Genomic DNA, 23,633 nt, shown 5'->3' on the forward strand with positions numbered 1-23,633 from the left:
GAACTGCGTTTCGCGCATGGTAGCAGCTTTGGCGCGTGCCACGACAGCCGCGCTTGCAGTCTTACATGCCGCGCTGCGCGCGCCGCCAGCGTCCCGGCGTCGTGCCGAGCACCGCGCGAAACGCCTTCCCGAAGGCGGCCTCGGACTGGTAGCCGACCGCCTGACCGATCTCCGCCTGCCCGCGCTGCGTGTCCTGCAGCAGCGCGCACGCGTGCATCATCCGGATCTGCGCGACGAATGTGCCGACGCTCATCCCGGCCCGCTCGCGGAAATGCCGTGCGTACGTCGCGCGCGACATCGCGGAGGCATCGCCGAGCGACTCGACCGTCCACGGTTTCTCCGGCGCCTGCAGAACGGCCTGGACCGACGGGCCGAGCCGCGCGTCGGCCGCCAGCGCCAGCCAGCCGGACGGCACGCGCGCACCCCGACCGTATGCGCGCAACGCGTACGCGAGCAGCGCCTGGCCGAGCGCGTTCACGATCGCGCCGGCGCCCGGCTGCCCGTTCGACGCCTCGGTGCGCAGCACGCTCGTCAACAGTTGCAGCGGCGCGAACCCCGACGCCTCGCGCAACCCGACATGCAGCACATGCGGCAACGTGCGCATCAGCAGTTCGCCCGCGCCGCGCGCATAGACGAACCGCCCGCACAGCAGGTCCACGCTCGCGCCGCCCGGTTCGGCCGGATCGAGATTCGACTTGACCGGCAGCACCGCGCCGCCTCCGGCGCCCTGTTCGCGCAGCGCCGCAGCCGGCCGCGACCGGCCGGCCCCTGCGTCGAGCAGGTCGTGCGCGCCGCCCGCGGGCAGCAGCACGAAATCGCCGTCCGCGAGCTGCAGCGTGCGCCCGTCCGCGGTACGCAGCCGGCAGGTTCCGGCCAGCACCAGGTGAAACGCCGCCTCGCCGGACGGCAACGGGTCGTGCGGCATCGCGAACGGCCCGTCGAGCAGGCAGCGCACGTCGAGCTCGACATGGCTGCGGCCCAGCGACAGGAGTTGACTCAACGCATCCATGAGACGATCGCGCTAAAAATTGACACTCTAGCGTATCGAAACCCTCAGCGCGAACGATCAGAATAGCCCTGCATCGCCGAGATCGCGGCACCCGCCGCCCTCCCTCACCCAAACTCGAAAGGACGCATCATGCTGAACTGGAACGAATACCGGAAGGAACTCTCGACGCGTATCGGCGAGATCGCCAAGCTGTCGCCCGATACGCTGGCCGGCTACAAGGCGCTGTCGGGCGCCGGTGCCAAGACGGGCCATCTCGACGCGAAGACGCGTGAACTGATCGCGCTCGCGGTCGCCGTCACGACGCGCTGTGACGGCTGTATCGCCGTGCACACCGCGGAAGCGGCCAAGCATGGCGCGACCAAGGAGGAAGTGGCGGAAGCGCTCGGCGTCGCGATTGCGCTGAACGCGGGTGCGGCGCTCGTCTATTCGGCGCGTGTGATGGACGCGCTCGGCGAGTGAACCGACGGCCGCGGCGGCGCCGTCGTGTGGCGGCGCCCGGTCGGATTGCCGGATGACCGCCCGGTTGAGCGTCGCGGACGCGGAGCCGGGCAAGCGATGTATGACGATTGGCCAGCGTACCTGCCCGAAGGGCCGGCCGGGCGGTGTACAAGCACGGACGCACCGCGAAGTCGGCTACCATGCGCGAACGATCCATCGTGAAGGAGCGCTCCATGTGCCGCTGGCTCGCCTATACGGGTAATCCGATTCACCTCGAGACGGTACTGTTCCGCGCGAAGCATTCGCTGATCGACCAGAGCCTGCATTCGGAACTGGGGGCGACGACCACCAACGGCGACGGCTTCGGCATCGGCTGGTACGGGCACCCCGACGAACTCCCGTTCCGCTACCGCTCCGTGCATCCCGCGTGGAACGACCGCAACCTGCGCGAAGCCGCGCGCGCGATTCGCTCGCGAATGTTCATTGCGCACATCCGCGCGGCGACCGACACCCCCGTGCAGGAGACCAACTGCCACCCGTTCCGCCACGGCCGCTGGCTGTTCGCGCACAACGGGCTGATCCGCGACTTCCACAAGCTGCGCCGCGACCTGACGATGAAGGTCGATCCCGCGCTGTTCCCGACGCTCGAAGGTTCGACCGACTCCGAACTGATGTTCCGCCTCGCGCTGACCTACGGCCTCGAGCAGACGCCGCTGCCGGCGCTCGAGCGGATGGTCGGCGTGATCGAGGAGAGCGCCACGCAGCATCGCGTGGCCGACCCGCTCAACATGACGATCTGCGCGACCGACGGCGAACGGATCATCGCGGTGCGCTACTCGAGCGAACGGCAGTCGCGCTCGCTGTTCCACAGCACGTCGTTCAAGCACCTGCACGAGCTGTATCCGCACAACCCGCGCATCGCCGAAGCCGGCGACGACGCGTTCATGGTCGTGTCCGAGCCGCTCGTCGACCTGCGGGGTGCTTGGGAGGAAGTGCCGGAGAGCACGGCGATCGTCGCGCAGGGCGCCGATGTCCAGCAGCGGCCGTTCAGTCCGCGGCACAAGTAACTCACGAAGTCGTTGTAACGTAACGAGTATTCAGGTTGAATCGCGCGCCCTGGATCGACTCAAGTGAGTCCTCAACAGTCCGAATCTGAATATTCAAAAATAACCACACCTCCATTTCTCTGCGACTGCGACGAAATACTAATTTAATAATCCTTCGAATCCAATCAGGAGCACTCGACCCGGTGCCGCTTCCGCAATGCGCACGCCCACACATTTGATATGACGTCACATATCCTGACGCGAAATGAAATTCACCACTCCTCCAATAAATTCACCCAAAATCCGCGAAGCCATACTTGATTCATTGCCCGCCCCGCCCCGCCCCCGCCAGCGAAAGCGACAGCATCACGTTCAAAGATCACGCTCGCGTTATCGCGAATTTTCGATCGCACCCCGAATAACCTATCGCGCGTCACCTGCGCAACTAGCGCTCCAGCGGTGAACTTCCTCACGCTCTCATTCTGTGCGTGGGCGCCCAGTGTCGACCTGGGACTATAAGAGAGTAACGTTTCCGCCCGACTCCCCCCCAGCCCATTTCCCAATCCGCAGTAGTTACGACTCTATCCATGAAAGATTTCGTAACCTATGAATCACCATGAATTTTGTTAAAAATTCGAGAAAATGCGTTACAATTCTCATACATTCATATGTAGATATAAAAATGATCCCACGATCATCAGCACATTAAATCCGAGATGATTGAAGATTGTAAAAATCTACTGCCCGCCACACTATCAGGCTGTCAATTGGTACATCCTCGCGTGCAACGGAATCGAGCCTTTGTGGTGTGGTTGACTGGCGTTTCCGGCGCCGGCAAGTCGACGTTGGCGAATCTGCTGAAGGAGCAGCTTGATGCTCGCGGACTTCGCACGTATCTGCTGGACGGCGACATCCTACGTGAGGGACTGAACCAAGATCTCGGATTCAGCGATGCTGATCGACACGAAAATATCCGACGCACCGCCGAAGTCGCTCGGCTGATGGTGGATGCAGGACTCATCGTCATTGCCGCACTGATCTCGCCATTTCACGAGGCGCGCGCCAAAGCCCGTGAACGCTTTGCTGCCGGCACGTTTATCGAAGTCTTCGTCGACGTGTCATTGGAAGTGGCAGAGGCCCGCGATCCGAAGGGCCTGTATGTGTTGGCACGGCGGGGAGCGATTCGGCAGTTCACGGGGATAGAGTCGACCTACGAGAAGCCATTGTCGCCTGACGTGCACGTCAGGACAGCCGAGACAGGTCCCCTGGAGTGTGTGGCCGCAATCATCCGCAAGCTCCCGCTGAACGACTGACGCCACTGACGACGATCGGCATATTCGCTGCCGGACGATATAGTCGTTCACGGAGCGTCACGCACGTGCCATTCGAGCCGTTTCAGACGCCACTTGCACGAGACCGGCACCCGCCAACGGGCAGCACGCACACGCGTCCTGCCCGTTTTTCATTACGTCAAGCAATGTCAGGCCGGTTGCCCGCCCCTTACTGGTCAGGTTATAAAAGCGCCACCCATCCGGTGCATGCGCCGCCCCTTCTACCCCTGACTTCGGAGAACGCATGATCGATCTCGCCACAGCCCAGCAATTCCTGATGACCCGCGGCCTCGACTTCGGACTCAACCTCCTCGCCGCGATCGTCTTATGGTTCGTCGGCCGCTGGGCGATCCACATCGCCACCCGCCTGCTCGGCAAGGTCGTGCGCCGCAGCGGCAAGGTCGACCCGACACTGACCGACTACCTGACCTCCGTCGTCGGCGTGCTGCTGACGATCCTGCTGATCCTCGCGATCCTGCAGATCTTCGGCGTGCAGACGACCTCGTTCGCCGCGCTGCTCGCCGGCCTCGGCCTCGCGATCGGCACCGCCTGGGGCGGCCTGCTCGCGCACTTCGCCGCCGGCGTGTTCATGCAGGTGCTGCGCCCGTTCAAGATCGGCGACGTGATCAGCGCAGGCGGCGTCACGGGCACGGTAAAGGAGCTTGGCCTGTTCGGCACGACGATCATCACCGCCGACAACATCGTGACGATCGTCGGCAACAACAAGATCTTCTCGGACAACATCGCCAACTACAGCGCGACGTCGCACCGTCGCGTCGACCTGACCGCGAAGATCGCGAACGGGGTCGATGCGGTCGACGCGATCAACCGCCTGAAGTCGTCGATCCAGCAGATCCCGAACGTGCTGGCCACCCCGGTGCCGGACGTCGGCGTGCTGCAGTTCACGCCGGAAGGCCCGCTGCTGTTCGTGCGCCCGTCCGCGGCACCCGAGCACTACTGGCAGGTGTACTGCGACACCAACCGCGTGATCCTCGAAACGTTCCGCGACGCGCAATACCCGACGCCCGAAACGCCGGTCGCGCACCGCACCGCGTAACAGCATCGGCGAACGAAAAAAAAGCGTGGCAGTTCACAACTGCCACGCTTTTTTACTGCCGCAAAGAAATGGAAACGCGCGTGCTCAGCGCCCACCCGCCTTCGGCACATTATCCGACTGCTTCCCGCGCACCAGCTTCCACACCGCGCCAAGCGCGACCGGCACGATCGCCGCCCCGATCCCGACCAGCACGATCACGTTCAGGTACTGGCGGATGAACGGGATGTTGCCGAAGAAATAGCCGAGCAGCACGAGCAGCAGCACCCACACCAGCGCACCGATCACGTTGAAGAGCTGGAAGCGCGCGGCGCTCATCGACGACGCACCCGCGACGAACGGCGCGAACGTGCGCACGACCGGAATGAAGCGCGCGAGCACGATCGTCTTGCCGCCGTGCTTGTCGTAGAACGAGTGGGTTTTCTGCAGCGCGGCGCGGTCGAGGAAGCGCTCGAGCACGGGGATATGCGTATTGAACACCTTAGGGCCGATCCAGCGGCCGATCAGGTAGTTCACGGTGTTACCGGAAATCGCCGCGACGAGCAGCAGCACGATCAGCAGGCCGACATTCATTTCGCCCGTCGCCGCGAACGCGCCGCCGATGAACAGCAGCGAATCGCCGGGCAGGAACGGGAACACGACGAGCCCCGTCTCGCAGAACACGATCAGGAACAGCACGAGATAGACCCACGCGCCGTACTGCCGGATGAAATCGCCGAGGAAGGTGTCGATATGCAGGACAAGGTTGACGAAATGAAGCAGCGTATCCAAATGCGATTCCTCGAAGGCGATAGGGCCGGAACGGCCGAAAAAGGCTGAAGTGCCCACCGGTCAAGGCCGGGCGTGTGACGGACCCATGATACCGAAACTACCTTAAGGCTCCGTGAAAAAACGTAACCGCCGGTCGCCCCGGCACGCGTTCGCCGCCTCGCTATAATTCGGCCATGTCCGATATCACCGAAACGGCCGCGGGCACCGCGCCCGCCCCCGCTCCGCGCCCGCTGCGCGCGATCCAGCCCCTGCCCGACCAGCTGATCAGCCAGATCGCCGCCGGCGAGGTCGTCGAACGCCCGGCGTCGGTCGTCAAGGAGCTGCTCGAGAACGCGATGGACGCCGGCGCCAGCACACTGCGCATCGTGCTGGAAGAAGGCGGCGTCAAACGCATCTCGATCACCGACGACGGCTGCGGAATTCCGCCGGACGAGCTGGCGCTCGCACTGATGCGCCATGCCACCAGCAAGATCCGCTCGCTCGAGGAGCTCGAAGCGGTCGCCACGCTCGGGTTCCGCGGCGAAGCGCTCGCGTCGATCGCGTCGGTCGCCGAGATGTCGATCACGAGCCGGACGGCCGATGCCGCGCACGCGATGAAGATCGACGCGCAGACGGGCGTGCTGTCGCCGGCCGCCGGCGCAACCGGCACGACGATCGAGGTCCGCGAGCTGTACTTCAACACGCCCGCGCGCCGCAAGTTCCTGAAGAGCGAGCAGACCGAGTTCGGCCATTGCCTGGAGATGATCCGCCGCGCAGCGCTCGCGCGGCCGGACGTCGCGATCTCGGTGCTGCACAACGGCAAGGCGGTCGAGCACTGGAATGCGACCGAGCCGGCACAGCGCGTCGCGAAGATCCTCGGCGACAGCTTCGCGACCGCGCACCTGCCGCTCGACGAGCAGGCCGGCCCGCTCGCGGTGTACGGCTGCGCCGGCCTGCCGACCGCAAGCCGCGGTCGCGCCGACCAGCAATACTTCTTCGTCAACGGCCGCTTCGTGCGCGACAAGCTGCTGACGCACGCGGTACGCGCGGCCTACGAAGACGTGCTGCACGGTGACCGCTACCCGTCGTACGTGCTGTTCCTCGACCTGCCGCCCGAAGCCGTCGACGTGAACGTGCACCCGTCGAAGATCGAGGTGCGCTTCCGCGATTCGCGCTCGATCCACCAGTACGTGTTCCACGCGGTCCAGCGCGCGCTTGCTCGCCACGCGGGCGCGTCGCCGGAAACCACCGCGGGCGGCCATGCCGCGCATATCGAGCCCGCCCCGCGCGGGCCGGCATCGTTCCTCGACACGCCGCTCGGCCAGAGTCCGGGCGGCGCCGGCGGCATTGGCGGTAGCGGCGGCAGCGGCTTCTCGTCGCCGTCGTCGTCCTCATCGTCAGGCAACACCTGGATGCGCCAGGCGCGGATGACCCAGGGCACACTGCCCGTCGCGCAGCCGCTCGCGCTCTATGACGCGCTGTTCGGCCGCAAGGACACGGGCGCGGGCACGCCGGACGGCACGACGACCATCGCGCGCGATTCGGCCGACGCACCGATCGTGCCGCTGCCGGGTTTCGCCGCATCGCCGATCGCCGCCACCGCGCACGACGAGCAGCCGCTCGGCTTCGCGCTGGGCCAGATCCACGGCATCTACGTGCTCGCGCAGAATGCACACGGGCTCGTGATCGTCGACATGCACGCGGCACACGAGCGGATCCTGTACGAACAGTTCAAGAACGCGCTCGCCGACCGCTCGGTCGCCGTACAGGCGCTGCTGCTGCCGATCTCGATGACGGCCACGCCGGTCGAGATCGGCACGGTCGAGGAAGAACGCGACACGCTCGAATCGCTCGGCTTCGACCTGGCGGTGCTGTCGCCGACGACGCTCGCGATCCGCGCGGTGCCGGCGCTGCTGAAGGATGCCGACCTGCAGTCGCTCGCGCGCGCGGTACTCGCCGACCTGCACGCGTTCGGCGGCTCGCGCGTGCTCACCGAGCGTCAGCACGAACTGCTCGGCACGCTCGCGTGCCACCACGCGGTGCGCGCGAACCGGCGCCTGACGCTCGACGAGATGAACGCGCTGCTGCGGCAGATGGAAGCGACCGAACGCGCGGACCAGTGCAATCACGGCCGGCCGACGTGGTATCAGCTCACGCTGAACGATCTCGACCGCCTCTTCATGCGCGGCCAATGAGCGCAGCACCGCACGCCAACCCCAGCCCGACGACGATCGCCTGCCTGCTCGGCCCCACCGCTTCGGGCAAGACGGCCGCGGCGCTGGCGCTCGCCGCACGCCGCCCGATCGAGATCGTCAGCGTCGATTCGGCGCTCGTCTACCGCGACATGGATATCGGCACCGCGAAACCGTCGCTCGACGAGCGCGCGAGCGTGCCGCATCACCTGATCGACATCATCGATCCGGCCGACGTATATTCGGCCGCGAGTTTCCGCGCGGACACGCTGCGCCTGATCGGCGAGATTGCCGCCCGCGGTCGCACGCCGCTGCTCGCGGGCGGCACGATGCTGTACTACAAGGCGCTGACGCAGGGGCTCAACGACCTGCCGGGCGCCGATCCGGACGTGCGCGCGACGCTCGATGCCGAAGCCGAGCGCGATGGCTGGCCCGCGTTGCATGCGCGGCTCGCGCAGGTCGATCCCGACACGGCCGCGCGGCTCGCGCCGAACGATTCGCAACGGATCCAGCGGGCGCTCGAAGTGTTCATGCTGAGCGGGCAGCCGATGTCGGTGCTGCTCGCCGCACCGCGTCGCACGGACGATGCGGCCGCGGCTTACCGCTTCGTGCCGGTCGCGCTCGAACCGTCGGATCGCGCGGTATTGCACAAACGGATCGCACAGCGCTTCGATGCGATGCTCGACGCGGGCTTCATCGACGAAGTCGAGCGGCTGCGCCGTCGCGAGGACCTCCATCCCGACCTGCCGTCAATGCGCTGCGTCGGCTACCGGCAGGCATGGGAATTCCTCGACGGCGACACCGACTACCGGACGATGCGCGACAAGGGCATCTTCGCGACACGCCAGCTCTGCAAGCGCCAGATCACCTGGCTGCGCGCGATGCCGGAGCGGATCGTCGTCGACTGCATCGCGCCGGACTCGACGGCCCGCGCACTCGACGCGCTCGAACGCGTGCTCGACGGCAGCCCGCGGGGCTGACCGCGTCAGCCGCGCCTGCGCGCTGCCAGGCGCGCGCGGGCGCCGTCGACTATCCACGCGACACCACGCTCGAACGCCTCGTCGCCGCTGCGCTCGCGCAGCGCGGCCCAGCCCTCGGCGAGCAGCGGATACTCGGCCGCGTCCGGCAGCGGCGCATCGGCGTCGCCGTCCCGTTCCGCCTGCTCTTCCAGCACCCATCCGACCACGAAGCGGCCCAGCGCATACATCACGTCGACCGCCTCGTCCGGCGCGAAACCCGCGTCGCCGAGCAGTGCGACCTTGCGCTCGATCGAGCTGAAGTGCAGCGCGCGCGGCCGCGTGCCGGCATGCAGGCGCGCGCCGTCGCGATAGGCCAGCAGCGCGCGCCGGAAACTGCGCGCGTTGTCTAAAAGCCATGCATCCCACGCTTCGCCCGGCCGCGGCTGCGACGCATCGTGACGCTCGAGCATGATCGCCTCGGCCATCGCATCGAGCAGCTCACCCTTGTTCTTGAAATGCCAGTAAAGCGTCGGCGACTGCACGCCGAGCCGCTCGGCGAGCCGCCGAGTCGACAGCCCGTCGATGCCGACTTCGTCGAGCAGTTCGAGCGCCGCGCGCAATACCGTGTCGCGCGTCAGCCGCGCCCCTGTGTCCTTCATCTCTATCACCGATAGGGAAAGCTGTGGAATAATCACCACTCTATCACCGATAGAGTCACACTCTTGAATCCGTCCCTGATTGCCATCCTGGCCACGGTCCTGCTCGACGCGATCGGCGTCGGGATCGTGATGCCGATCCTGCCCGGGCTGCTGCGCTCGCTCGCCAGCGCAGGCAGCACCGACACCCATTACGGGATCCTGCTCGCGCTGTACGCGTTCGCGCAGTTCCTGTGCGCGCCGCTGCTCGGCGCGCTGAGCGACCGCTTCGGCCGCCGGCCCGTGCTGCTCGCGTCGCTCGCGGGCGCCGCGCTCGACTATCTGCTGATGGCGCTCGCGCCGACCCTCGCGTGGCTTTACGTGGGACGGCTGATCGCGGGCATCACCGGCGCGAACGTCGCGGTCGCAACCGCCTATGTCACCGACGTCACCGCCGAACCCGATCGCGCACGACGCTTCGGCCAGCTCGGCGCGATGATGGGCATCGGCTTCATCGCTGGCCCGCTGATCGGGGGCCTGCTCGGCGCGCTGCACCTGCGCGCGCCGTTCGTCGCGGCCGCCGTGCTCAACGCGCTCAACCTCGTGCTCGTCTGGCGCGTGCTGCCGGAATCGCGGCCGCGTCCGGCCCGCGAAGGCCATGCGGTTGGCGCGCTCAATCCGTTCACCAGCCTGCGCCGGCTGAGCGGCGCACCGGCGCTCGTGCCGCTGATCGGCATTTACGTGATCGTGGCGCTGGTGTCGCAGGCACCCGCGACGCTGTGGATCCTGTACGGCCAGGAGCATTTCGGCTGGTCGGCGCCGATCGCGGGGCTGTCGCTGGCCGGCTACGGCGCGTGCCACGCACTCGCGCAGGCATTCGCGATCGGTCCGCTGATCGCGCGGCTCGGCGAGCGCCGCGCACTCGCACTGGGCCTTGCGGGCGACGCGATCGGGCTCGCGGCGATTGCTTTCGCAACCGCCGCGTGGGTGCCGTTCGCGCTGCTGCCGCTGTTCGCGGCGGGCGGGATGACGTTGCCGGCACTGCAGGCGATGCTCGCGCGACAGGTCGACGATGCGCGCCAGGGTGAACTGCAAGGCGCGCTCGCGAGCGTGGCGAGCCTGATCGGCGTCGCGGGGCCGCTGGTCGTCACCGCGACCTATGCGGCGACCCGCGCGACGTGGCCGGGGCTCGTCTGGGCCGCGGCCGCACTGCTTTACCTGCTCGTCCCGCCGCTGCTGGCCGGTGCGCGGCCGGCGGGCGCGACACGGCCGTCCGCATGAGCGCCGGCAGGTACCGTCGCGCTCACGGCGCGAGCGTCACCAGATTCGCGTCGCGCACGAGCTGCCAGCGGCCGTCGGCCTTGCGGAAGATCGTCAGCGTATGGCCCGACCGCCGGATCGTCTCGCCGCCCGGCGGCGTCGCGTCGATCTCGATGAAATTGCGCATGTACGCCCAGTCGCCCAATACGCGCAGTTCGTCGATCCGGTAACGGCCGTCGATCTTCGGCGCGTTGCCGCCCCCGGCGTTCGCGTCGCGCGACGCGGCCGCAAACGCCGCCTTGTCGAACGGCGGCTTGCCGGCCACCATGAAGATCGCGTCGTCGGCGATCAGGTCGAGCACGGTCGCCAGGTCGCCGCGCCGGCTCGATACGAACCAGTTGTCCACGAGCTCGCGGATCGCGCGTTCGTCTTCGGTCATCGTCGCCCCTCCTTCATCGGCGCGCGCCCGTACGCCAAGCCGCGCCCGAAAAAAAAGCCGCCCGGATCGACTCCGGGCGGCTTTCCTTGCTGCATCTGCTGCTGGCAGTGCGTCAGACCACGACCGTCTGCGCCTCGCCTTCGCGGGTCGCACGCACGGTGCCGATCTTCCACACCTGTTCGCCGGCGGCGGTCAGGTCGGCGATCGCTGCGTCGGCATCGGCCGCCGAAACGATCACGGCCATGCCGATGCCGCAGTTGAACACGCGGTGCATTTCCGCATCGGCGACACCACCGTGCTCCTGCAGCCACTTGAACAGCGGCGGCAGCGGCCACGCGTTCTGGTCGAGTTCGGCGGTAAGGCCCTCGCGCAGCACGCGCGGAATGTTCTCGACGAGACCGCCGCCCGTGATGTGCGCCATGCCCTTCACCGACAGCTTCTGCATCAGCGCGAGCAACGGCTTCACGTAGATGCGCGTGGGCGCCATCAGCGCATCGGCCAGCGAGCGGCCGTGGAAATCGGCCGACAGGTCGGGGTTCGCGCGCTCGATGATCTTGCGCACCAGCGAGAAGCCGTTCGAGTGGATGCCGCTCGATGCGAGGCCCAGCACCACGTCGCCTTCGGCGATCGTGCTGCCGTCGATGATCTTGCTCTTCTCGACCGCGCCGACTGCAAAGCCGGCCAGGTCGTACTCGCCGTCCGGGTACATGCCCGGCATTTCGGCCGTTTCACCGCCGATCAGCGCGCAGCCCGACAGTTCGCAACCCTGCGCGATGCCCTTGACGACCGTTGCAGCGGTGTCGACGTCGAGCTTGCCGCACGCGAAGTAATCGAGGAAGAACAGCGGCTCGGCGCCCTGCACGAGGATGTCGTTCACGCTCATCGCGACGAGATCCTGGCCGACGGTGTCGTGTTTGTTCAGATGAAACGCCAGCTTGAGCTTGGTGCCCACGCCGTCGGTGCCCGACACGAGCACGGGCTCCTTGTACTTCTTCGGCACTTCGAACAGCGCGCCGAACCCGCCGATGCCGCCGAGCACGCCGTCGCGCAGGGTTTTCTTCGCAAAAGGCTTGATCTTGTCGATGAGTGCGTCGCCCGCGTCGATGTCGACACCTGCGTCGCGATAGGACAGACCCTGAGCGTCGGGAGCGGATTTCGGAGGATTCATGGGGGAATGCGAGAAGGTCGGTAAAATGCGATTTTACCCGAAGCCGGCCCGTTGGCCGGAATTCCCAGCACCGAATCGTCAGGGATTGCATCTTGGTCAACACGTCCCCGTTTTCATCGCCGAGCGAACCGCGCCGAAACCGGCGTGGCGCCGTGCGTGCGGCCGCGCGTGAAGCCCGTGAAGACGCAAGCCCCGGCGCGTGCCCGGCGTACGGCGCGCGTATTTTCAACCGACCCGCATTGTGACTGTTGTGTCCCGTCAACTGACGCTCGATCTCGGCACGCCGCCGCCCGCCACGTTCGACAACTTCATCATGAACGAGGAGAACGACGAGCTCATCTCGCGCCTGCAGAAGCTCGACCTCGCGCTCGCGGCGGGCCCCGTGCCGGATCGGTCGTTCTACATCTGGGGCGAGCCCGGCTGCGGCCGCACCCATCTGCTGCAGGCGCTCGTGAGCGACGCGTCGTACGGCTATGCGCGCTACCTGACGCCGCAGAGCCCGCTCGGCGCGTTCACGTTCGATCCGCGCATCGGCATCTACGCGATCGACGACTGCGACCGGATGAGCGACACGCAGCAGGTCGCGCTGTTCAACCTGTTCAACGAAGTGCGCGCGCACCCGTCGAGCGCGTTCGTCGCGGCAGGCCCCGCGGCGCCGCTCGCGCTCGACGTGCGCGAGGATCTCCGCACGCGCCTCGGCTGGGGGCTCGTGTTCCACTTGTCGCCGCCGTCCGACGCCGGCAAGATCGCCGTGCTCAAGCTCGCGGCGAAGGAGCGCGGGATCGCGCTCACCGACGACATCGCCGCCTACCTGCTGACCCATTTCCGCCGCGACATGCCGAGCCTGATGGCACTGCTCGACGCGCTCGACCGCTTCTCGCTCGAGCAGAAACGCGCCGTCACGCTGCCGTTGCTGCGCCGCATGCTGGCGCGTCCCGGCGACGACATCCAACCACCGGGCACGGGCCCGAACCGCTTCGAGTAAAATGCGCTTCCATGACTAATCTGGCACTCTTTGACCTCGATCACACGCTGATCCCGACCGATAGCGACCACGAATGGGGCCGCTTCATGGTGAAGCTCGGCATCGTCGACGCGGAAAGCTTCTCGCGTCAGAACGATCAGTTCTTCGCCGACTACAAGGCCGGCAAGCTCGACATCCACGCGTACCTCACGGCGATGCTCACGCCGCTCGCGAAGTATTCGCGCGCGCAGCTGGCCGAATGGCACGAGCAGTACATGCACGAGGTGATCCGGCCCGCAATGACACCCGCCGCGCTCGAACTCGTGCGCAAGCACCTCGATGCGGGCGACCTGTGCTGCGTGGTGACGGCGACCAACGAATTCATCACGCGCCCGATCGCCACCGCGTTCGGTGTCGACACGCTGATCGCCTGCGAGGTCGAAACGACCGACGGGCATCCCGATTCGCCGTACACGGGCCGGCCGACCGGCACGCCGAGCTATCGCGAAGGCAAGATCGTGCGGACCGAAGCGTGGCTCGCGTCGCTCGGCAAGCAATGGAGCGACTTCACGCACACCTACTTCTACAGCGACTCGCACAACGACATCCCGTTGCTCGAGAAAGTCACCGACCCGATCGCGACCAACCCTGACGACACGCTGCGTGCGCATGCAAGCAATCGCGGCTGGCGCATCCTCGATCTCTTCTGAACGTCGTGATCAAAAAATTCATCCGCAAGCTGCTCGGCCAGGACGAAACCGAGCAAACGTCTCCCGCAGCGGCCCCGGCCGACGAAGCGGCCCCTGCTACCCCGCGCGCCCCGAAGGGCGCCCGCGGCGGCGGCACGAAGAAACCGCGCAGCAACCATGAACCGACCGTCGTGCCGGCCAGCGTGCATGGCATCAACCCGGCGCTGATCTCGAAGAATGCCGTGCGCGTGACCGACACGCTGCAGCAGGCGGGCTTCCGTGCGTTCATCGTCGGCGGTGCGGTACGCGACCTGCTGCTCGGCATCGCGCCGAAGGACTTCGACGTCGCGACCGACGCAACCCCGACCGAGGTGCAGCGCCTGTTCCGCCGCGCCCGCCTGATCGGCCGCCGCTTCCAGATCGTGCACGTGCAGTTCGGCCAGGAGCTGATCGAGGTGTCGACGTTCCGCGCGCTGGTCGACGCGCCGCCCGAGGCGGCCGCTGCCGAGCCGCCGAAGCGCCTGAAGCGCGACGAACTCGATCGCCGCACGCACGCGGTGGACGCGAGCGGCCGCGTGCTGCGCGACAACGTGTGGGGCGAGCAGCACGAAGACGCCGCACGCCGCGACTTCACGATCAACGCGATGTATTACGACCCGTCGACGCAGACGGTGCTCGACTACCACGACGGGATGGCCGACGTGCGCGCCCGCCTGTTGCGGATGATCGGCGATCCGGCCACGCGCTTCCGCGAGGATCCGGTGCGGATGCTGCGCGTCGTGCGCTTTGCAGCCAAGCTCGGTTTCGAGATCGAGCCGCACACGCGCGAACCGATCAACGCGCTCGCCGACCTGATCAACAACGTGCCGGCCGCGCGCCTGTTCGACGAAATGCTGAAGCTGCTGCTGTCCGGCCACGCGCTCGCGTGCCTGCAGCGGCTGCGCAAGGAGGGCCTGCACCACGGGCTGCTGCCGCTGCTCGACGTCGTGCTCGAACAGCCGCAGGGCGAGAAGTTCATCACGCTCGCGCTGAACAACACCGACGCGCGAGTGCGCGCCGGCAAGACGGTGTCGCCGGGCTTCCTGTTCGCGACGCTGCTGTGGCACGACATGCGCCAGCGCTTCGAGCAATACACGGCCGAAGGCGAAATCCCGGTGCCGGCGCTCCATCGCGCGATGGACGACGTGCTCGACATGCAGACCGAGAAACTCGCGATCCACAAGCGTTACTCGGCCGACATGCGCGAGATCTGGGGCCTGCAGCTGCGCCTCGAGAAACGCTCGGGCCGCAGCGCGATGCGGCTGCTGGAACACCAAAGGTTTAGAGCGGGGTATGATTTCCTCCTGTTACGCTGCGAATCCGGCGAGCTCGATGCGGAAGTCGGACAGTGGTGGACGGATTTCATCGAAGGCGACGCGGCCGCTCGCGAGGCATTGCTCACGCAGGGCGGCACGAAGGAAAAATCGCCCCGCAAGCGGCGGCGCCGCGGCGGTGTGCGAAACCGCAAGCCGGGTGAAGGTGCCGCCGAGCAGGCACCGGACGCCTCGGGCGATACCGCGAGCGGTTCCGACGACTGACGCGCTCGCCGGCGAACGACGTAGGAAGTGATGCCATGACGGTTGCATATATCGGACTGGGGGCGAATCTCGGCGATGCGCGCCAGACCCTGAAGGACGCGGTGGTGTGCCTTGCGCAGCAGCGCACCATCTCGATCCTCGGCAAATCGAGCCTGTATCGCACGGCGCCCTTCGAAGCGGGCGGCGACGACTACTACAACTGCGTCGTCAAGCTCGACACGACGCTGTCGGCCCGCGAACTGCTCGCGCTGTGCCAGAAGATCGAACATCACTTCGGCCGCGAGCGCCCGTATCGCAACGCGCCGCGCACGCTCGATCTCGACATCCTGCTGTTCGGCGACGCTTCCATCGACGAGCCCGACCTGATCGTCCCGCACCCACGCCTCACCGACCGTGCGTTCGCACTCGTGCCGCTCGTCGAGATCGAGCCGACACTCGACATCCCCGCGCGCGGCCGGGCCGATGCCTTCCTCGCCGCCGTCGCAGACCAGCGCGTCGAGAAGGTGCAGACCTGCCAGTGCCTGATGCAGAAGGCGCTCGCTGCCAGCGAAGCCGCCGACAAGAACCGCTGCCGATGACCCCGACTCCCCTCACCGTCACCGCGCCCGACCTGCGCGCCCCGCACCGCTATCTCGTGATCGAAGGCCCGATCGGCGTCGGCAAGACGACGCTCGCGCGCCTGCTCGGCGAACGCTGGTCGATGCAGACGCTGCTCGAGCGCCCGCAGGACAACCCGTTCCTCGAACGCTTCTATCGCGACACCGCACGCTACGCGCTGCCCGTGCAGCTGTCGTTCGCGCTGCAGCGCGCGCAACAGGCACGCGAGCTGATCGGTGCGCTCGAAACGGGCCGCCCGGTCATCGCCGATTTCATGCCGCAGAAGAACGACATCTTCGCGCGGCTGAACCTGCCGGAAGACGAGTGGCAGCTCTATCGCTCGGTCGCGACGCACGTGGACGTGCCGCAGGCGCCGTCGCCCGACCTCGTCGTCTACCTGCAGGCGAGCCCGGAAGTGCTGTTCTCGCGCATCCAGAAGCGCGGGCTGCCGATGGAACTGCAGATCAGCGATGCGTACCTGCGCTCGCTCGTCGACGCGTACAACGAATTCTTCTACCACTACGACCGCACGCCGGTGCTGACGGTCGCCGCGGAACACCTGAACCCGCTGGATTCCCCCGAAGATCTCGCCCTGCTGGTCGAGCGCATCGAGACGATGCGCGGCCGCAAGGAATTCTTCGTCAAGGGCGAAACGACGCGCTGACGCGTCCTCGCCTGTCGTTCCTCACCCATTCGAACCGGATTTCCCATGACCTATCTCCAGGAATCGAGCCGGCCTGCCGTCACGGTGCCCAAGCTGCAGGCAATGCGCGACGCCGGCGAGAAGATCGCGATGCTCACCTGCTACGACGCGAGCTTTTCCGCGCTGCTCGACCGTTCCGGTGTCGACGTGCTGCTGATCGGCGATTCGCTCGGCAACGTGCTGCAGGGCCACACGACCACGCTGCCCGTGTCGCTCGACGACATCGCGTATCACACCGCCTGCGTCGCCCGTGCGCAGCCGCGCGCGCTGATCATGGCCGACCTGCCGTTCGGCACGTACGGCACGCCGGCCGAGGCATTCGCAAGCAGCGTCAAGCTGATGCGCGCCGGTGCGCAGATGGTCAAGCTGGAAGGCGGCGAATGGCTCGCCGAGACGATCCGCTTCCTCGTCGAGCGCGCGGTGCCCGTGTGTGCGCACGTGGGCCTCACGCCGCAGTCGGTGCACGCATTCGGCGGCTTCAAGGTGCAAGGCAAGACCGAAGCCGGCGCCGCGCAACTGCTGCGCGACGCGCGCGCGGTCGAAGCGGCCGGTGCGCAGGTCGTGCTGCTCGAAGCCGTGCCGACGCTGATCGGGTCCGAAGTCACGCACATGCTGCGCGTGCCGACGATCGGCATCGGCGCAGGCGCCGACTGCTCGGGCCAGGTGCTCGTGCTGCACGACATGCTCGGTGTGTTCCCCGGCAAGCGGCCGCGCTTCGTGAAGGATTTCATGCAGGGCGAGTCGAATATCCAGGCGGCCGTCGAAGCGTACGTGCGCGCGGTGAAGGACGGTTCGTTCCCCGGCCCCGAGCATTCGTTCTGACGTCCGGCGAAGTGCCGGCGATGCGTTCGCCGGCGCCTCGATGAAAAAAGCGCGGCGCCCTTTGCGGGGCGCCGCGCTTTTTCTTGCTTACGCTGCCAGTAGCAGTCGATTATCTGCTGGTTACTTCAGTACCGCGTCGAGCGCGCCGCGCAGCGCGTTGGTCAGCAATAGCGCCTCCGCACGCGCGAGATCGTCGCGAGTCACGACCCGCTCCGTCGCGCCGAACGCACGATCGTCGAGCAGCACGCCGCGCATCACGCCCGGCAGCACGCCGGACTCGAGCGGCGGCGTCACCCACTGGCCGTCGAGCTTCACGAACAGGTTCGAGCGCCCGCCTTCCGTCACCTCGCCGCGCTCGTTGATGAACAGCATGTCGAAACCGCCGAGCGCCTCCGCCGCCTGCCACGCGCGATCGTATTCGGCGCGGCGCGTGGTCTTGTGCAGCAGCAGCGCATCGTTCGCACGGGTCGGTGAGAAGCCGTGCGCGGACGCCAGCAGCACGCCGACCGGCCCCGCCGGCAGCGGCTTGAGCGGTGCCGCGATGATCTCGATCGTGCCGTCCTTCGCGAGCGCAAGCTTCATCCGGTAAGCGCCGTCGCCATCGAGCGCCGCGCAGCGCGCGTCGATCTCGCGGCGCAACGCGTCGGCGTCGAAGCGGAAGCCGAACGCATCCGCGCTACGCTGCAGCCGCGCAAGATGGCGATCGAGATGCCGGATGCCGTCCGCACGCGTGGCGGCCGTCGTTTCGAACAGCTGGAAGCCGGGATCGGCGTCCGTCAGGAATCGCGCTTTCAATTCGCACTCCGCATATTCGTCCGCCGCGACACTGTCGAGCACGATGCCCGCGCCGACACCCATCGTGCCGCGGCGCCGGCCGGCGATTGCCGTTGCCGGATTGCGTGTTTCGGCATCGGCTCCCGTCACACCCTCGCAGTCAGCGCCTTCGCCGGCTGCATCGAGCGTCAGCGTGCGGATCGCGACCGACAGGCAGAAATCGCCGCAACCGGCCGGGCGATCGACGGGCGCGTCGGAACCGGCGCGTTGCTTCGCAGCGTCAAGCCAGCCGATCGCGCCCGTATAGAGCCCGCGCGGCGTCGACTCGATCGCGTCGATCAGTTCCATCGTCTTGTGCTTTGGCGCACCCGTGATCGATCCGCACGGAAACAGCGCGCGCAGCATCTGCGCGAATGTCGTCCCGTCGCGCCAGCCGGCCTCGACCGTCGACGTCATCTGCCACACCGACGCATACGGCTCGACGGAAAACAGCGCCGGCACGCGGACCGTGCCGGTGCGCGCGATCCGCGACACGTCGTTGCGCAGCAGGTCGACGATCATCACGTTTTCCGCGCGGTTCTTCGGATCGTTCGCGAGAAACGCAGCGGCCGCCGCATCGTCGCGCGGGTCGGCCGAACGCGGCGCGGTGCCCTTCATCGGCCGCGCGCGCAGCACGTCGCCGTGCTTCTCGACGAACAGCTCGGGCGAGCACGACACGACCCACGTGCCGCCGGGCAACGCGATCAGCGCGCCGTAGCGCACGGGCTGGCGCGCACGCAGCCGCCGGTACAGCGCGAGCGGCGTGCCGAACACGTCGAAGTTCAGCCGGTACGTGTAGTTGACCTGATAAGAATCGCCCGCGCGCAGCGCGTCGTGCACCGCGGCGATCGCCGCGTCGAACGCATCGCGCGACACGCTCTTCCCGACATGCGCGACGCCCGCGATCGACGGCGTACCGCCGCCGTCCTGCTGCGCGAGCCACGCGTCGACTTCGTCGCGCGACAGGCGCTCGCAGCGCGCATACAGCAAAAAGCGCAGCGGGGCATGGCCCGGCTGCGCTCGTTGCAGGTTGCGTCCGAATTCGTAATCGCCGACGACGACCGCGTGCAGCCCGTCGCGCAGGTCCTGCGCCACGGCCGCGTCGACCTCGTCGAGCCGAGCCGGATCCGTGCACACGCGTTCGCGCACGAACCCCGAATACAAACGACTCGACTGCGCGAGCGCGGTCGAGTCGCAATCGTCCAAGAGCGCGAACGACGCGCTCTCGTTGCCTTCAGTCATGCTGTTACTCGAGTTACTCGAAGAAGCTCTTCACACGGTCGAACCAGCTCTTGCTCTGCGGGCTGTGACGCGCGCCGCCCTCGGCCAGCGATTTCTCGAACTGCTTGAGCAGGTCGCGCTGGTTGTCGGTCAGCTTCACCGGCGTCTCGACCTGCACGTGGACGTACAGATCGCCCGCGATGCTCGAACGCAGCCCCTTGATGCCCTTGCCGCGCAGGCGGAACGTCTTGCCCGACTGCGTGCCTTCCGGCACCGGGAACGAAGCACGACCGGCCAGCGTCGGCACCTCGATCTCGCCGCCGAGCGCGGCGGTTGTGAACGGGATCGGCATCTGGCAGTGGAGATCGTCGCCGTCGCGCTCGAACACCGAGTGCGGCTTGATGTGAATCTCGACGTACAGGTCGCCCGGCGGCCCGCCGTTGATGCCCGGTTCGCCGTTGCCGGCCGAGCGGATCCGCATCCCGTCGTCGATCCCGGCCGGGATCTTCACTTCGAGCGTCTTGGTTTCCTTCACCTTGCCCGACCCGTGGCAATGCACGCACGGCTCGGGGATGTAGGTGCCCGTGCCATGACACTTCGGGCAGGTCTGCTGGATGCTGAAGAAGCCCTGCGACATGCGCACCGTGCCCTGGCCGTGACAGGTCGGGCAGGTTTCCGGCTTCGTGCCGGGCTTCGCGCCCGACCCGTGGCAGACCTCGCACGACACCCAGCTCGGCACGCGGATCTGCGTGTCGTAGCCGTGTGCGGCCTGCTCGAGCGTGATTTCCATGCTGTAGCGCAGGTCCGCGCCGCGATACACCTGCGGGCCGCCACGGCCGCCGCGCGCGGCACCGCCCGCGGCCTGGCCGAAGATGTCGCCGAAGATGTCGCCGAACGCGTCCGCGAAACCGCCGAAGCCCTGTGCGCCCGCACCGCCCATGTTCGGATCGACGCCCGCGTGGCCGTACTGGTCGTACGCCGCCCGCTTCTGGTCGTCCGACAGCATTTCATAGGCTTCCTTCACCTCCTTGAAATGCTCTTCCGCATCCTTGTTGTCCGGATTGCGGTCAGGGTGATACTTCATCGCAAGCTTGCGATACGCCTTCTTGATTTCGTCGTCGCTCGCATTCTTCGCGACGCCCAGAACCTCGTAGTAATCCCGTTTCGCCATATCGATTCACTGTGCCGCCGCGCATCGCGCACACGGCGGCTCCTTTCGCCTGCAGTAAAGTCTCTCGACTCGTCTGGCGCTGCGCCCGCCGCGGACGGCTCGCGCAGCACCCGCCAAAAAACAAATGTGCCCGGAGGGCCGTGAGGCCCGCCAGGCGTGGAGTCGATCCGGCCATCCGGAAGGAAAGACAGACCGCTTGTCAGCCAACCCGTCAGCCGCGCCGCGCGCGGGTTGCGCGCGCGGCGTGCGGCACCGGGGCAACCCGGCTTAGTCCTTCTTCACTTCCTTGAACTCGGCGTCGACGACATCGTCGGCAGCCTGCTGCGCGCCGCCCGCGTGAGCAGCGCCTTCCGCTGCACCCGCTGCGCCGGCCGCACCTGCTTGCTGGGCCTGCATGTCGGCGTACATCTTTTCGCCGAGCTTTTGCGAAACCTTGCCGAGCTCCTCGACCTTCGCGTCGATCGCAGCCTTGTCGGCGGACGCGTCCTTCAGCACTTCCTCGAGCGACTTCAGCGACGCTTCGATGGCTTCCTTCTCGCCCGCGTCCAGCTTGTCGCCGTACTCGGTCAGCGCCTTCTTCGTGCTGTGGACCAGCGCGTCGCCCTGGTTGCGCGAATCAGCCAGCTCGCGCAGCTTGTGATCTTCCGCTGCGTTCGCTTCCGCGTCCTTGATCATCTGGTCGATTTCAGCCTCGGACAGGCCCGAGTTCGCCTTGATCGTGATCTTGTTTTCCTTGCCGGTCGCCTTGTCCTTCGCGCCGACGTGCAGGATGCCGTTCGCGTCGATGTCGAAGGTCACTTCGATCTGCGGCACGCCGCGCGGTGCCGGCGGGATGCCTTCGAGGTTGAACTCGCCGAGCAGCTTGTTGCCGGCTGCCATTTCGCGTTCGCCCTGGAACACCTTGATCGTCACGGCGCCCTGGTTGTCATCCGCCGTCGAGTACACCTGAGCGTGCTTCGTCGGGATCGTCGTGTTCTTGCTGATCATCTTCGTCATCACGCCGCCGAGCGTCTCGATACCGAGCGACAGCGGGGTCACGTCGAGCAGCAGCACGTCCTTGCGGTCGCCCGACAGGACTTGGCCCTGGATCGCCGCGCCGACTGCGACGGCTTCGTCCGGGTTCACGTCACGGCGCGGATCCTTGCCGAAGAATTCCTTCACCTTCTCCAGCACCTTCGGCATACGCGTCTGGCCGCCGACCAGGATCACGTCGTCGATGTCCGACACCTTGACGCCGGCGTCCTTGATCGCGATGCGGCACGGTTCGATCGTGCGCTCGACCAGGTCTTCCACCAGCGCTTCCAGCTTCGCGCGGGTGATCTTCAGGTTCAAGTGCTTCGGGCCCGATGCGTCAGCCGTGATGTACGGCAGGTTGATTTCGGTCTGCTGGCTCGACGACAGCTCGATCTTCGCCTTTTCAGCGGCTTCCTTCAGGCGCTGCAGCGCGAGCACGTCCTTCGACAGGTCGACGCCCTGCTCCTTCTTGAACTCGCCGATGATGTAATCGATGATGCGCTGGTCGAAGTCTTCGCCGCCGAGGAACGTGTCGCCGTTGGTCGACAGCACTTCGAACTGCATTTCGCCGTCGACGTCCGCGATTTCGATGATCGACACGTCGAACGTACCGCCGCCGAGGTCATACACGGCGATCTTGCGGTCGCCCTTCTCGGCCTTGTCGAGGCCGAACGCGAGCGCAGCCGCGGTCGGCTCGTTGATGATCCGCTTGACTTCGAGGCCTGCGATGCGGCCGGCGTCCTTGGTTGCCTGGCGCTGGCTGTCGTTGAAGTACGCCGGCACCGTGATCACGGCTTCCGTGACCGGCTCGCCGAGGTAGTCTTCGGCCGTCTTCTTCATCTTGCGCAGCACTTCCGCCGAAACCTGCGGCGGCGCGAGCTTCTCGCCGTGCGCTTCAACCCATGCATCGCCGTTGTCGGCCTTGATGATGGTGTACGGCATCAGGCCGATGTCCTTCTGGACTTCCTTCTCTTCGAAGCGGCGGCCGATCAGGCGCTTCACTGCGAACAGCGTGTTCTTCGGGTTGGTCACCGACTGGCGCTTGGCCGGCGCGCCAACGAGCACTTCATTGTCGTCCATGTAGGCGATGATCGACGGCGTGGTGCGCGTGCCTTCCGAGTTCTCGATGACCTTGACCTGGTTGCCTTCCATGATGGCGACGCACGAGTTCGTGGTGCCGAGGTCAATACCGATGATCTTTCCCATTTTTCCTAATCTCCAGAAATGCTTGTTTGCTGCGCAAAACGCCGCGTTTGGGGGCGGTTTCGCGCGCCAGAATTCAACTCTGTTCCCGAAATGCGTCCGTCCGATCCGTTTTCAAGACCCGACGAGCGATGCGGATATTAAATTTTTTCAATCGCTGCCGGCTAGCGGATCGCCGCCCGGCGGATCGCCGCCCGACGCGGCGATTTTCGCGCGTGCCGCCGACACCGCTGCCTGGAACTGCGCGAGGCCATGCCAGCCCGTCGCACGCCCGAGCCGCTTGCCGCGGTGGAAGAAGAACCACGTCGGCACGCCGTGCAGCCCGAAGCGGCGCCCCAGCTGGTGGTGTTCGTACACGTTGCAATGGAACCACTTCAGGTCCAGCGCGCGGATCGCGTCGGGCTGGGCGAGCATCGCCTTCTTCGCGATCTCGCAGTTGAAGCAGTCGACGCCCCAGAAGAACACCACCGCGAGCGCATCCCCCGCGCCGCCGATCGCCGCGTCGAACGTGCCGGCGTCCAGCGCCTGCATGTCGAACGCGTTGAACGCGGCCGGATCGACGCCGGCTGGCAGCATCG

22 protein-coding genes are annotated in these 23,633 nt (G+C 66.7%); 13 read left to right on the top strand and 9 right to left on the bottom strand.

Annotated features, from left to right (window positions below):
- Positions 1 to 61: 61 nt before the first annotated feature.
- Positions 62 to 1,009: an AraC family transcriptional regulator gene (locus tag C5O79_RS31045; protein WP_046545003.1), complete on the bottom strand. Its 948-nt coding sequence runs from the start codon at positions 1,007 to 1,009 to the stop codon at positions 62 to 64.
- 129 nt (positions 1,010 to 1,138) lie between these two features.
- On the opposite strand from C5O79_RS31045, the gene C5O79_RS31050 reads away from it, so the two are divergent.
- The 4 genes from C5O79_RS31050 (at position 1,139) to C5O79_RS31065 (ending at position 4,881) form a co-directional block, all read left to right on the top strand.
- A complete protein-coding gene (locus tag C5O79_RS31050) occupies positions 1,139 to 1,468 on the top strand; it encodes a carboxymuconolactone decarboxylase family protein (protein WP_011351062.1) in 330 nt (109 codons plus the stop codon).
- A gap of 212 nt (positions 1,469 to 1,680) precedes the next feature.
- Entirely contained in the window at positions 1,681 to 2,514 is an 834-nt protein-coding gene (locus tag C5O79_RS31055) for a class II glutamine amidotransferase (protein WP_046545002.1), read from the top strand.
- Between the two features lie 695 nt (positions 2,515 to 3,209).
- Positions 3,210 to 3,806: an adenylyl-sulfate kinase gene (cysC, locus tag C5O79_RS31060; RefSeq protein WP_122473590.1), complete on the top strand. Its 597-nt coding sequence runs from the start codon at positions 3,210 to 3,212 to the stop codon at positions 3,804 to 3,806.
- 262 nt (positions 3,807 to 4,068) lie between these two features.
- Positions 4,069 to 4,881, top strand: coding sequence for a mechanosensitive ion channel family protein (locus tag C5O79_RS31065; RefSeq protein ID WP_046545000.1), 813 nt, complete (start codon positions 4,069 to 4,071; stop codon positions 4,879 to 4,881).
- 84 nt (positions 4,882 to 4,965) lie between these two features.
- On the opposite strand, the gene C5O79_RS31070 is transcribed toward C5O79_RS31065, so the two are convergent.
- The gene (locus C5O79_RS31070) at positions 4,966 to 5,649 is read right to left on the bottom strand and encodes a DedA family protein (RefSeq protein ID WP_046544999.1); all 684 of its coding nucleotides are present in this window, start codon (positions 5,647 to 5,649) and stop codon (positions 4,966 to 4,968) included.
- Positions 5,650 to 5,822: 173 nt separating this feature from the next.
- Here C5O79_RS31070 and mutL point away from each other — a divergent pair, with 173 nt between their 5' ends.
- Both mutL and miaA read left to right on the top strand, forming a co-directional pair.
- The gene (gene mutL, locus C5O79_RS31075) at positions 5,823 to 7,823 is read left to right on the top strand and encodes a DNA mismatch repair endonuclease MutL (protein WP_122473588.1); all 2,001 of its coding nucleotides are present in this window, start codon (positions 5,823 to 5,825) and stop codon (positions 7,821 to 7,823) included.
- Positions 7,820 to 8,800: a tRNA (adenosine(37)-N6)-dimethylallyltransferase MiaA gene (gene miaA / locus C5O79_RS31080; RefSeq protein ID WP_046544997.1), complete on the top strand. Its 981-nt coding sequence runs from the start codon at positions 7,820 to 7,822 to the stop codon at positions 8,798 to 8,800. Before mutL ends, miaA begins: the two co-directional genes overlap by 4 nt.
- Before the next feature lie 5 nt (positions 8,801 to 8,805).
- Here miaA and tetR read toward each other — a convergent pair whose 3' ends face one another.
- Positions 8,806 to 9,438 carry a tetracycline resistance transcriptional repressor TetR gene (gene tetR / locus C5O79_RS31085; RefSeq protein WP_122473587.1) on the bottom strand — a complete coding sequence of 211 codons (633 nt, stop codon included), beginning with the start codon at positions 9,436 to 9,438 and terminating at the stop codon, positions 8,806 to 8,808.
- Between the two features lie 63 nt (positions 9,439 to 9,501).
- Between tetR and tet the strand changes: the two genes are divergently transcribed.
- On the top strand, positions 9,502 to 10,695 hold the full coding sequence (gene tet, locus C5O79_RS31090) for a Tet(A)/Tet(B)/Tet(C) family tetracycline efflux MFS transporter (protein WP_063794572.1): 1,194 nt from the start codon (positions 9,502 to 9,504) through the stop codon (positions 10,693 to 10,695).
- Positions 10,696 to 10,717: 22 nt separating this feature from the next.
- On the opposite strand, the gene C5O79_RS31095 is transcribed toward tet, so the two are convergent.
- Both C5O79_RS31095 and purM read right to left on the bottom strand, forming a co-directional pair.
- Positions 10,718 to 11,113: an SgcJ/EcaC family oxidoreductase gene (locus tag C5O79_RS31095; protein ID WP_047850665.1), complete on the bottom strand. Its 396-nt coding sequence runs from the start codon at positions 11,111 to 11,113 to the stop codon at positions 10,718 to 10,720.
- Between the two features lie 112 nt (positions 11,114 to 11,225).
- Positions 11,226 to 12,281, bottom strand: coding sequence for a phosphoribosylformylglycinamidine cyclo-ligase (gene purM / locus C5O79_RS31100; protein ID WP_006484927.1), 1,056 nt, complete (start codon positions 12,279 to 12,281; stop codon positions 11,226 to 11,228).
- A gap of 250 nt (positions 12,282 to 12,531) precedes the next feature.
- Between purM and hda the strand changes: the two genes are divergently transcribed.
- The 6 genes from hda to panB are packed head-to-tail and all read left to right on the top strand — an operon-like array spanning position 12,532 to position 17,633.
- Positions 12,532 to 13,266 carry a DnaA regulatory inactivator Hda gene (hda, locus tag C5O79_RS31105; protein ID WP_046544994.1) on the top strand — a complete coding sequence of 245 codons (735 nt, stop codon included), beginning with the start codon at positions 12,532 to 12,534 and terminating at the stop codon, positions 13,264 to 13,266.
- A gap of 11 nt (positions 13,267 to 13,277) precedes the next feature.
- Positions 13,278 to 13,955 carry an HAD family hydrolase gene (locus C5O79_RS31110; protein WP_039361346.1) on the top strand — a complete coding sequence of 226 codons (678 nt, stop codon included), beginning with the start codon at positions 13,278 to 13,280 and terminating at the stop codon, positions 13,953 to 13,955.
- Positions 13,956 to 13,960: 5 nt separating this feature from the next.
- Complete coding sequence (gene pcnB, locus C5O79_RS31115; protein ID WP_046544993.1) at positions 13,961 to 15,511, top strand: polynucleotide adenylyltransferase PcnB; 1,551 nt, start codon at positions 13,961 to 13,963, stop codon at positions 15,509 to 15,511.
- A 35-nt stretch (positions 15,512 to 15,546) separates the two neighbouring features.
- The gene (gene folK / locus C5O79_RS31120) at positions 15,547 to 16,089 is read left to right on the top strand and encodes a 2-amino-4-hydroxy-6-hydroxymethyldihydropteridine diphosphokinase (protein ID WP_046544992.1); all 543 of its coding nucleotides are present in this window, start codon (positions 15,547 to 15,549) and stop codon (positions 16,087 to 16,089) included.
- Positions 16,086 to 16,772, top strand: coding sequence for a deoxynucleoside kinase (locus tag C5O79_RS31125; protein ID WP_039361352.1), 687 nt, complete (start codon positions 16,086 to 16,088; stop codon positions 16,770 to 16,772). The genes folK and C5O79_RS31125 overlap by 4 nt, the downstream gene beginning before the upstream one ends.
- Positions 16,773 to 16,817: 45 nt before the next feature.
- Positions 16,818 to 17,633 (top strand): 3-methyl-2-oxobutanoate hydroxymethyltransferase, encoded by an 816-nt coding sequence (panB, locus tag C5O79_RS31130; protein WP_046544991.1) that lies wholly within the window; start codon positions 16,818 to 16,820, stop codon positions 17,631 to 17,633.
- A 120-nt stretch (positions 17,634 to 17,753) separates the two neighbouring features.
- Here the strand turns inward: panB and C5O79_RS31135 are convergent, their stop codons facing one another.
- From C5O79_RS31135 to C5O79_RS31150, 4 genes are all read right to left on the bottom strand, one after another.
- Entirely contained in the window at positions 17,754 to 19,688 is a 1,935-nt protein-coding gene (locus tag C5O79_RS31135; protein ID WP_122473586.1) for a bifunctional anthranilate synthase component I family protein/class IV aminotransferase, read from the bottom strand.
- Between the two features lie 13 nt (positions 19,689 to 19,701).
- On the bottom strand, positions 19,702 to 20,838 hold the full coding sequence (gene dnaJ, locus C5O79_RS31140; RefSeq protein ID WP_046544989.1) for a molecular chaperone DnaJ: 1,137 nt from the start codon (positions 20,836 to 20,838) through the stop codon (positions 19,702 to 19,704).
- Between the two features lie 267 nt (positions 20,839 to 21,105).
- Positions 21,106 to 23,058 (bottom strand): molecular chaperone DnaK, encoded by a 1,953-nt coding sequence (dnaK, locus tag C5O79_RS31145; protein WP_046544988.1) that lies wholly within the window; start codon positions 23,056 to 23,058, stop codon positions 21,106 to 21,108.
- 147 nt (positions 23,059 to 23,205) lie between these two features.
- Complete coding sequence (locus C5O79_RS31150) at positions 23,206 to 23,631, bottom strand: thioredoxin family protein (RefSeq protein ID WP_039361357.1); 426 nt, start codon at positions 23,629 to 23,631, stop codon at positions 23,206 to 23,208.
- Positions 23,632 to 23,633: the final 2 nt, after the last annotated feature.

Origin of the sequence: Burkholderia sp. SRS-25 (assembly GCF_004343765.1) — a bacterium.
GTDB classification, from domain to species: Bacteria; Pseudomonadota; Gammaproteobacteria; order Burkholderiales; family Burkholderiaceae; genus Burkholderia; species Burkholderia contaminans.

Bases quoted from the DNA above. Each gene is read 5' to 3' on its own strand.
- C5O79_RS31150 (WP_039361357.1), bottom strand. From the start codon at position 23,631: ATGCTGCCAGCCGGCGTCGATCCGGCCGCGTTCAACGCGTTCGACATG.
- C5O79_RS31135 (WP_122473586.1), bottom strand. From the start codon at position 19,688: ATGACTGAAGGCAACGAGAGCGCGTCGTTCGCGCTCTTGGACGATTGC.
- tetR (WP_122473587.1), bottom strand. From the start codon at position 9,438: ATGAAGGACACAGGGGCGCGGCTGACGCGCGACACGGTATTGCGCGCG.
- C5O79_RS31110 (WP_039361346.1), top strand. From the start codon at position 13,278: ATGACTAATCTGGCACTCTTTGACCTCGATCACACGCTGATCCCGACC.
- panB (WP_046544991.1), top strand. From the start codon at position 16,818: ATGACCTATCTCCAGGAATCGAGCCGGCCTGCCGTCACGGTGCCCAAG.
- C5O79_RS31050 (WP_011351062.1), top strand. From the start codon at position 1,139: ATGCTGAACTGGAACGAATACCGGAAGGAACTCTCGACGCGTATCGGC.
- miaA (WP_046544997.1), top strand. From the start codon at position 7,820: ATGAGCGCAGCACCGCACGCCAACCCCAGCCCGACGACGATCGCCTGC.
- C5O79_RS31095 (WP_047850665.1), bottom strand. From the start codon at position 11,113: ATGACCGAAGACGAACGCGCGATCCGCGAGCTCGTGGACAACTGGTTC.
- cysC (WP_122473590.1), top strand. From the start codon at position 3,210: ATGATTGAAGATTGTAAAAATCTACTGCCCGCCACACTATCAGGCTGT.
- dnaK (WP_046544988.1), bottom strand. From the start codon at position 23,058: ATGGGAAAGATCATCGGTATTGACCTCGGCACCACGAACTCGTGCGTC.
- purM (WP_006484927.1), bottom strand. From the start codon at position 12,281: ATGAATCCTCCGAAATCCGCTCCCGACGCTCAGGGTCTGTCCTATCGC.
- C5O79_RS31125 (WP_039361352.1), top strand. From the start codon at position 16,086: ATGACCCCGACTCCCCTCACCGTCACCGCGCCCGACCTGCGCGCCCCG.
- C5O79_RS31055 (WP_046545002.1), top strand. From the start codon at position 1,681: ATGTGCCGCTGGCTCGCCTATACGGGTAATCCGATTCACCTCGAGACG.
- dnaJ (WP_046544989.1), bottom strand. From the start codon at position 20,838: ATGGCGAAACGGGATTACTACGAGGTTCTGGGCGTCGCGAAGAATGCG.
- folK (WP_046544992.1), top strand. From the start codon at position 15,547: ATGACGGTTGCATATATCGGACTGGGGGCGAATCTCGGCGATGCGCGC.
- C5O79_RS31065 (WP_046545000.1), top strand. From the start codon at position 4,069: ATGATCGATCTCGCCACAGCCCAGCAATTCCTGATGACCCGCGGCCTC.
- C5O79_RS31045 (WP_046545003.1), bottom strand. From the start codon at position 1,009: ATGGATGCGTTGAGTCAACTCCTGTCGCTGGGCCGCAGCCATGTCGAG.
- mutL (WP_122473588.1), top strand. From the start codon at position 5,823: ATGTCCGATATCACCGAAACGGCCGCGGGCACCGCGCCCGCCCCCGCT.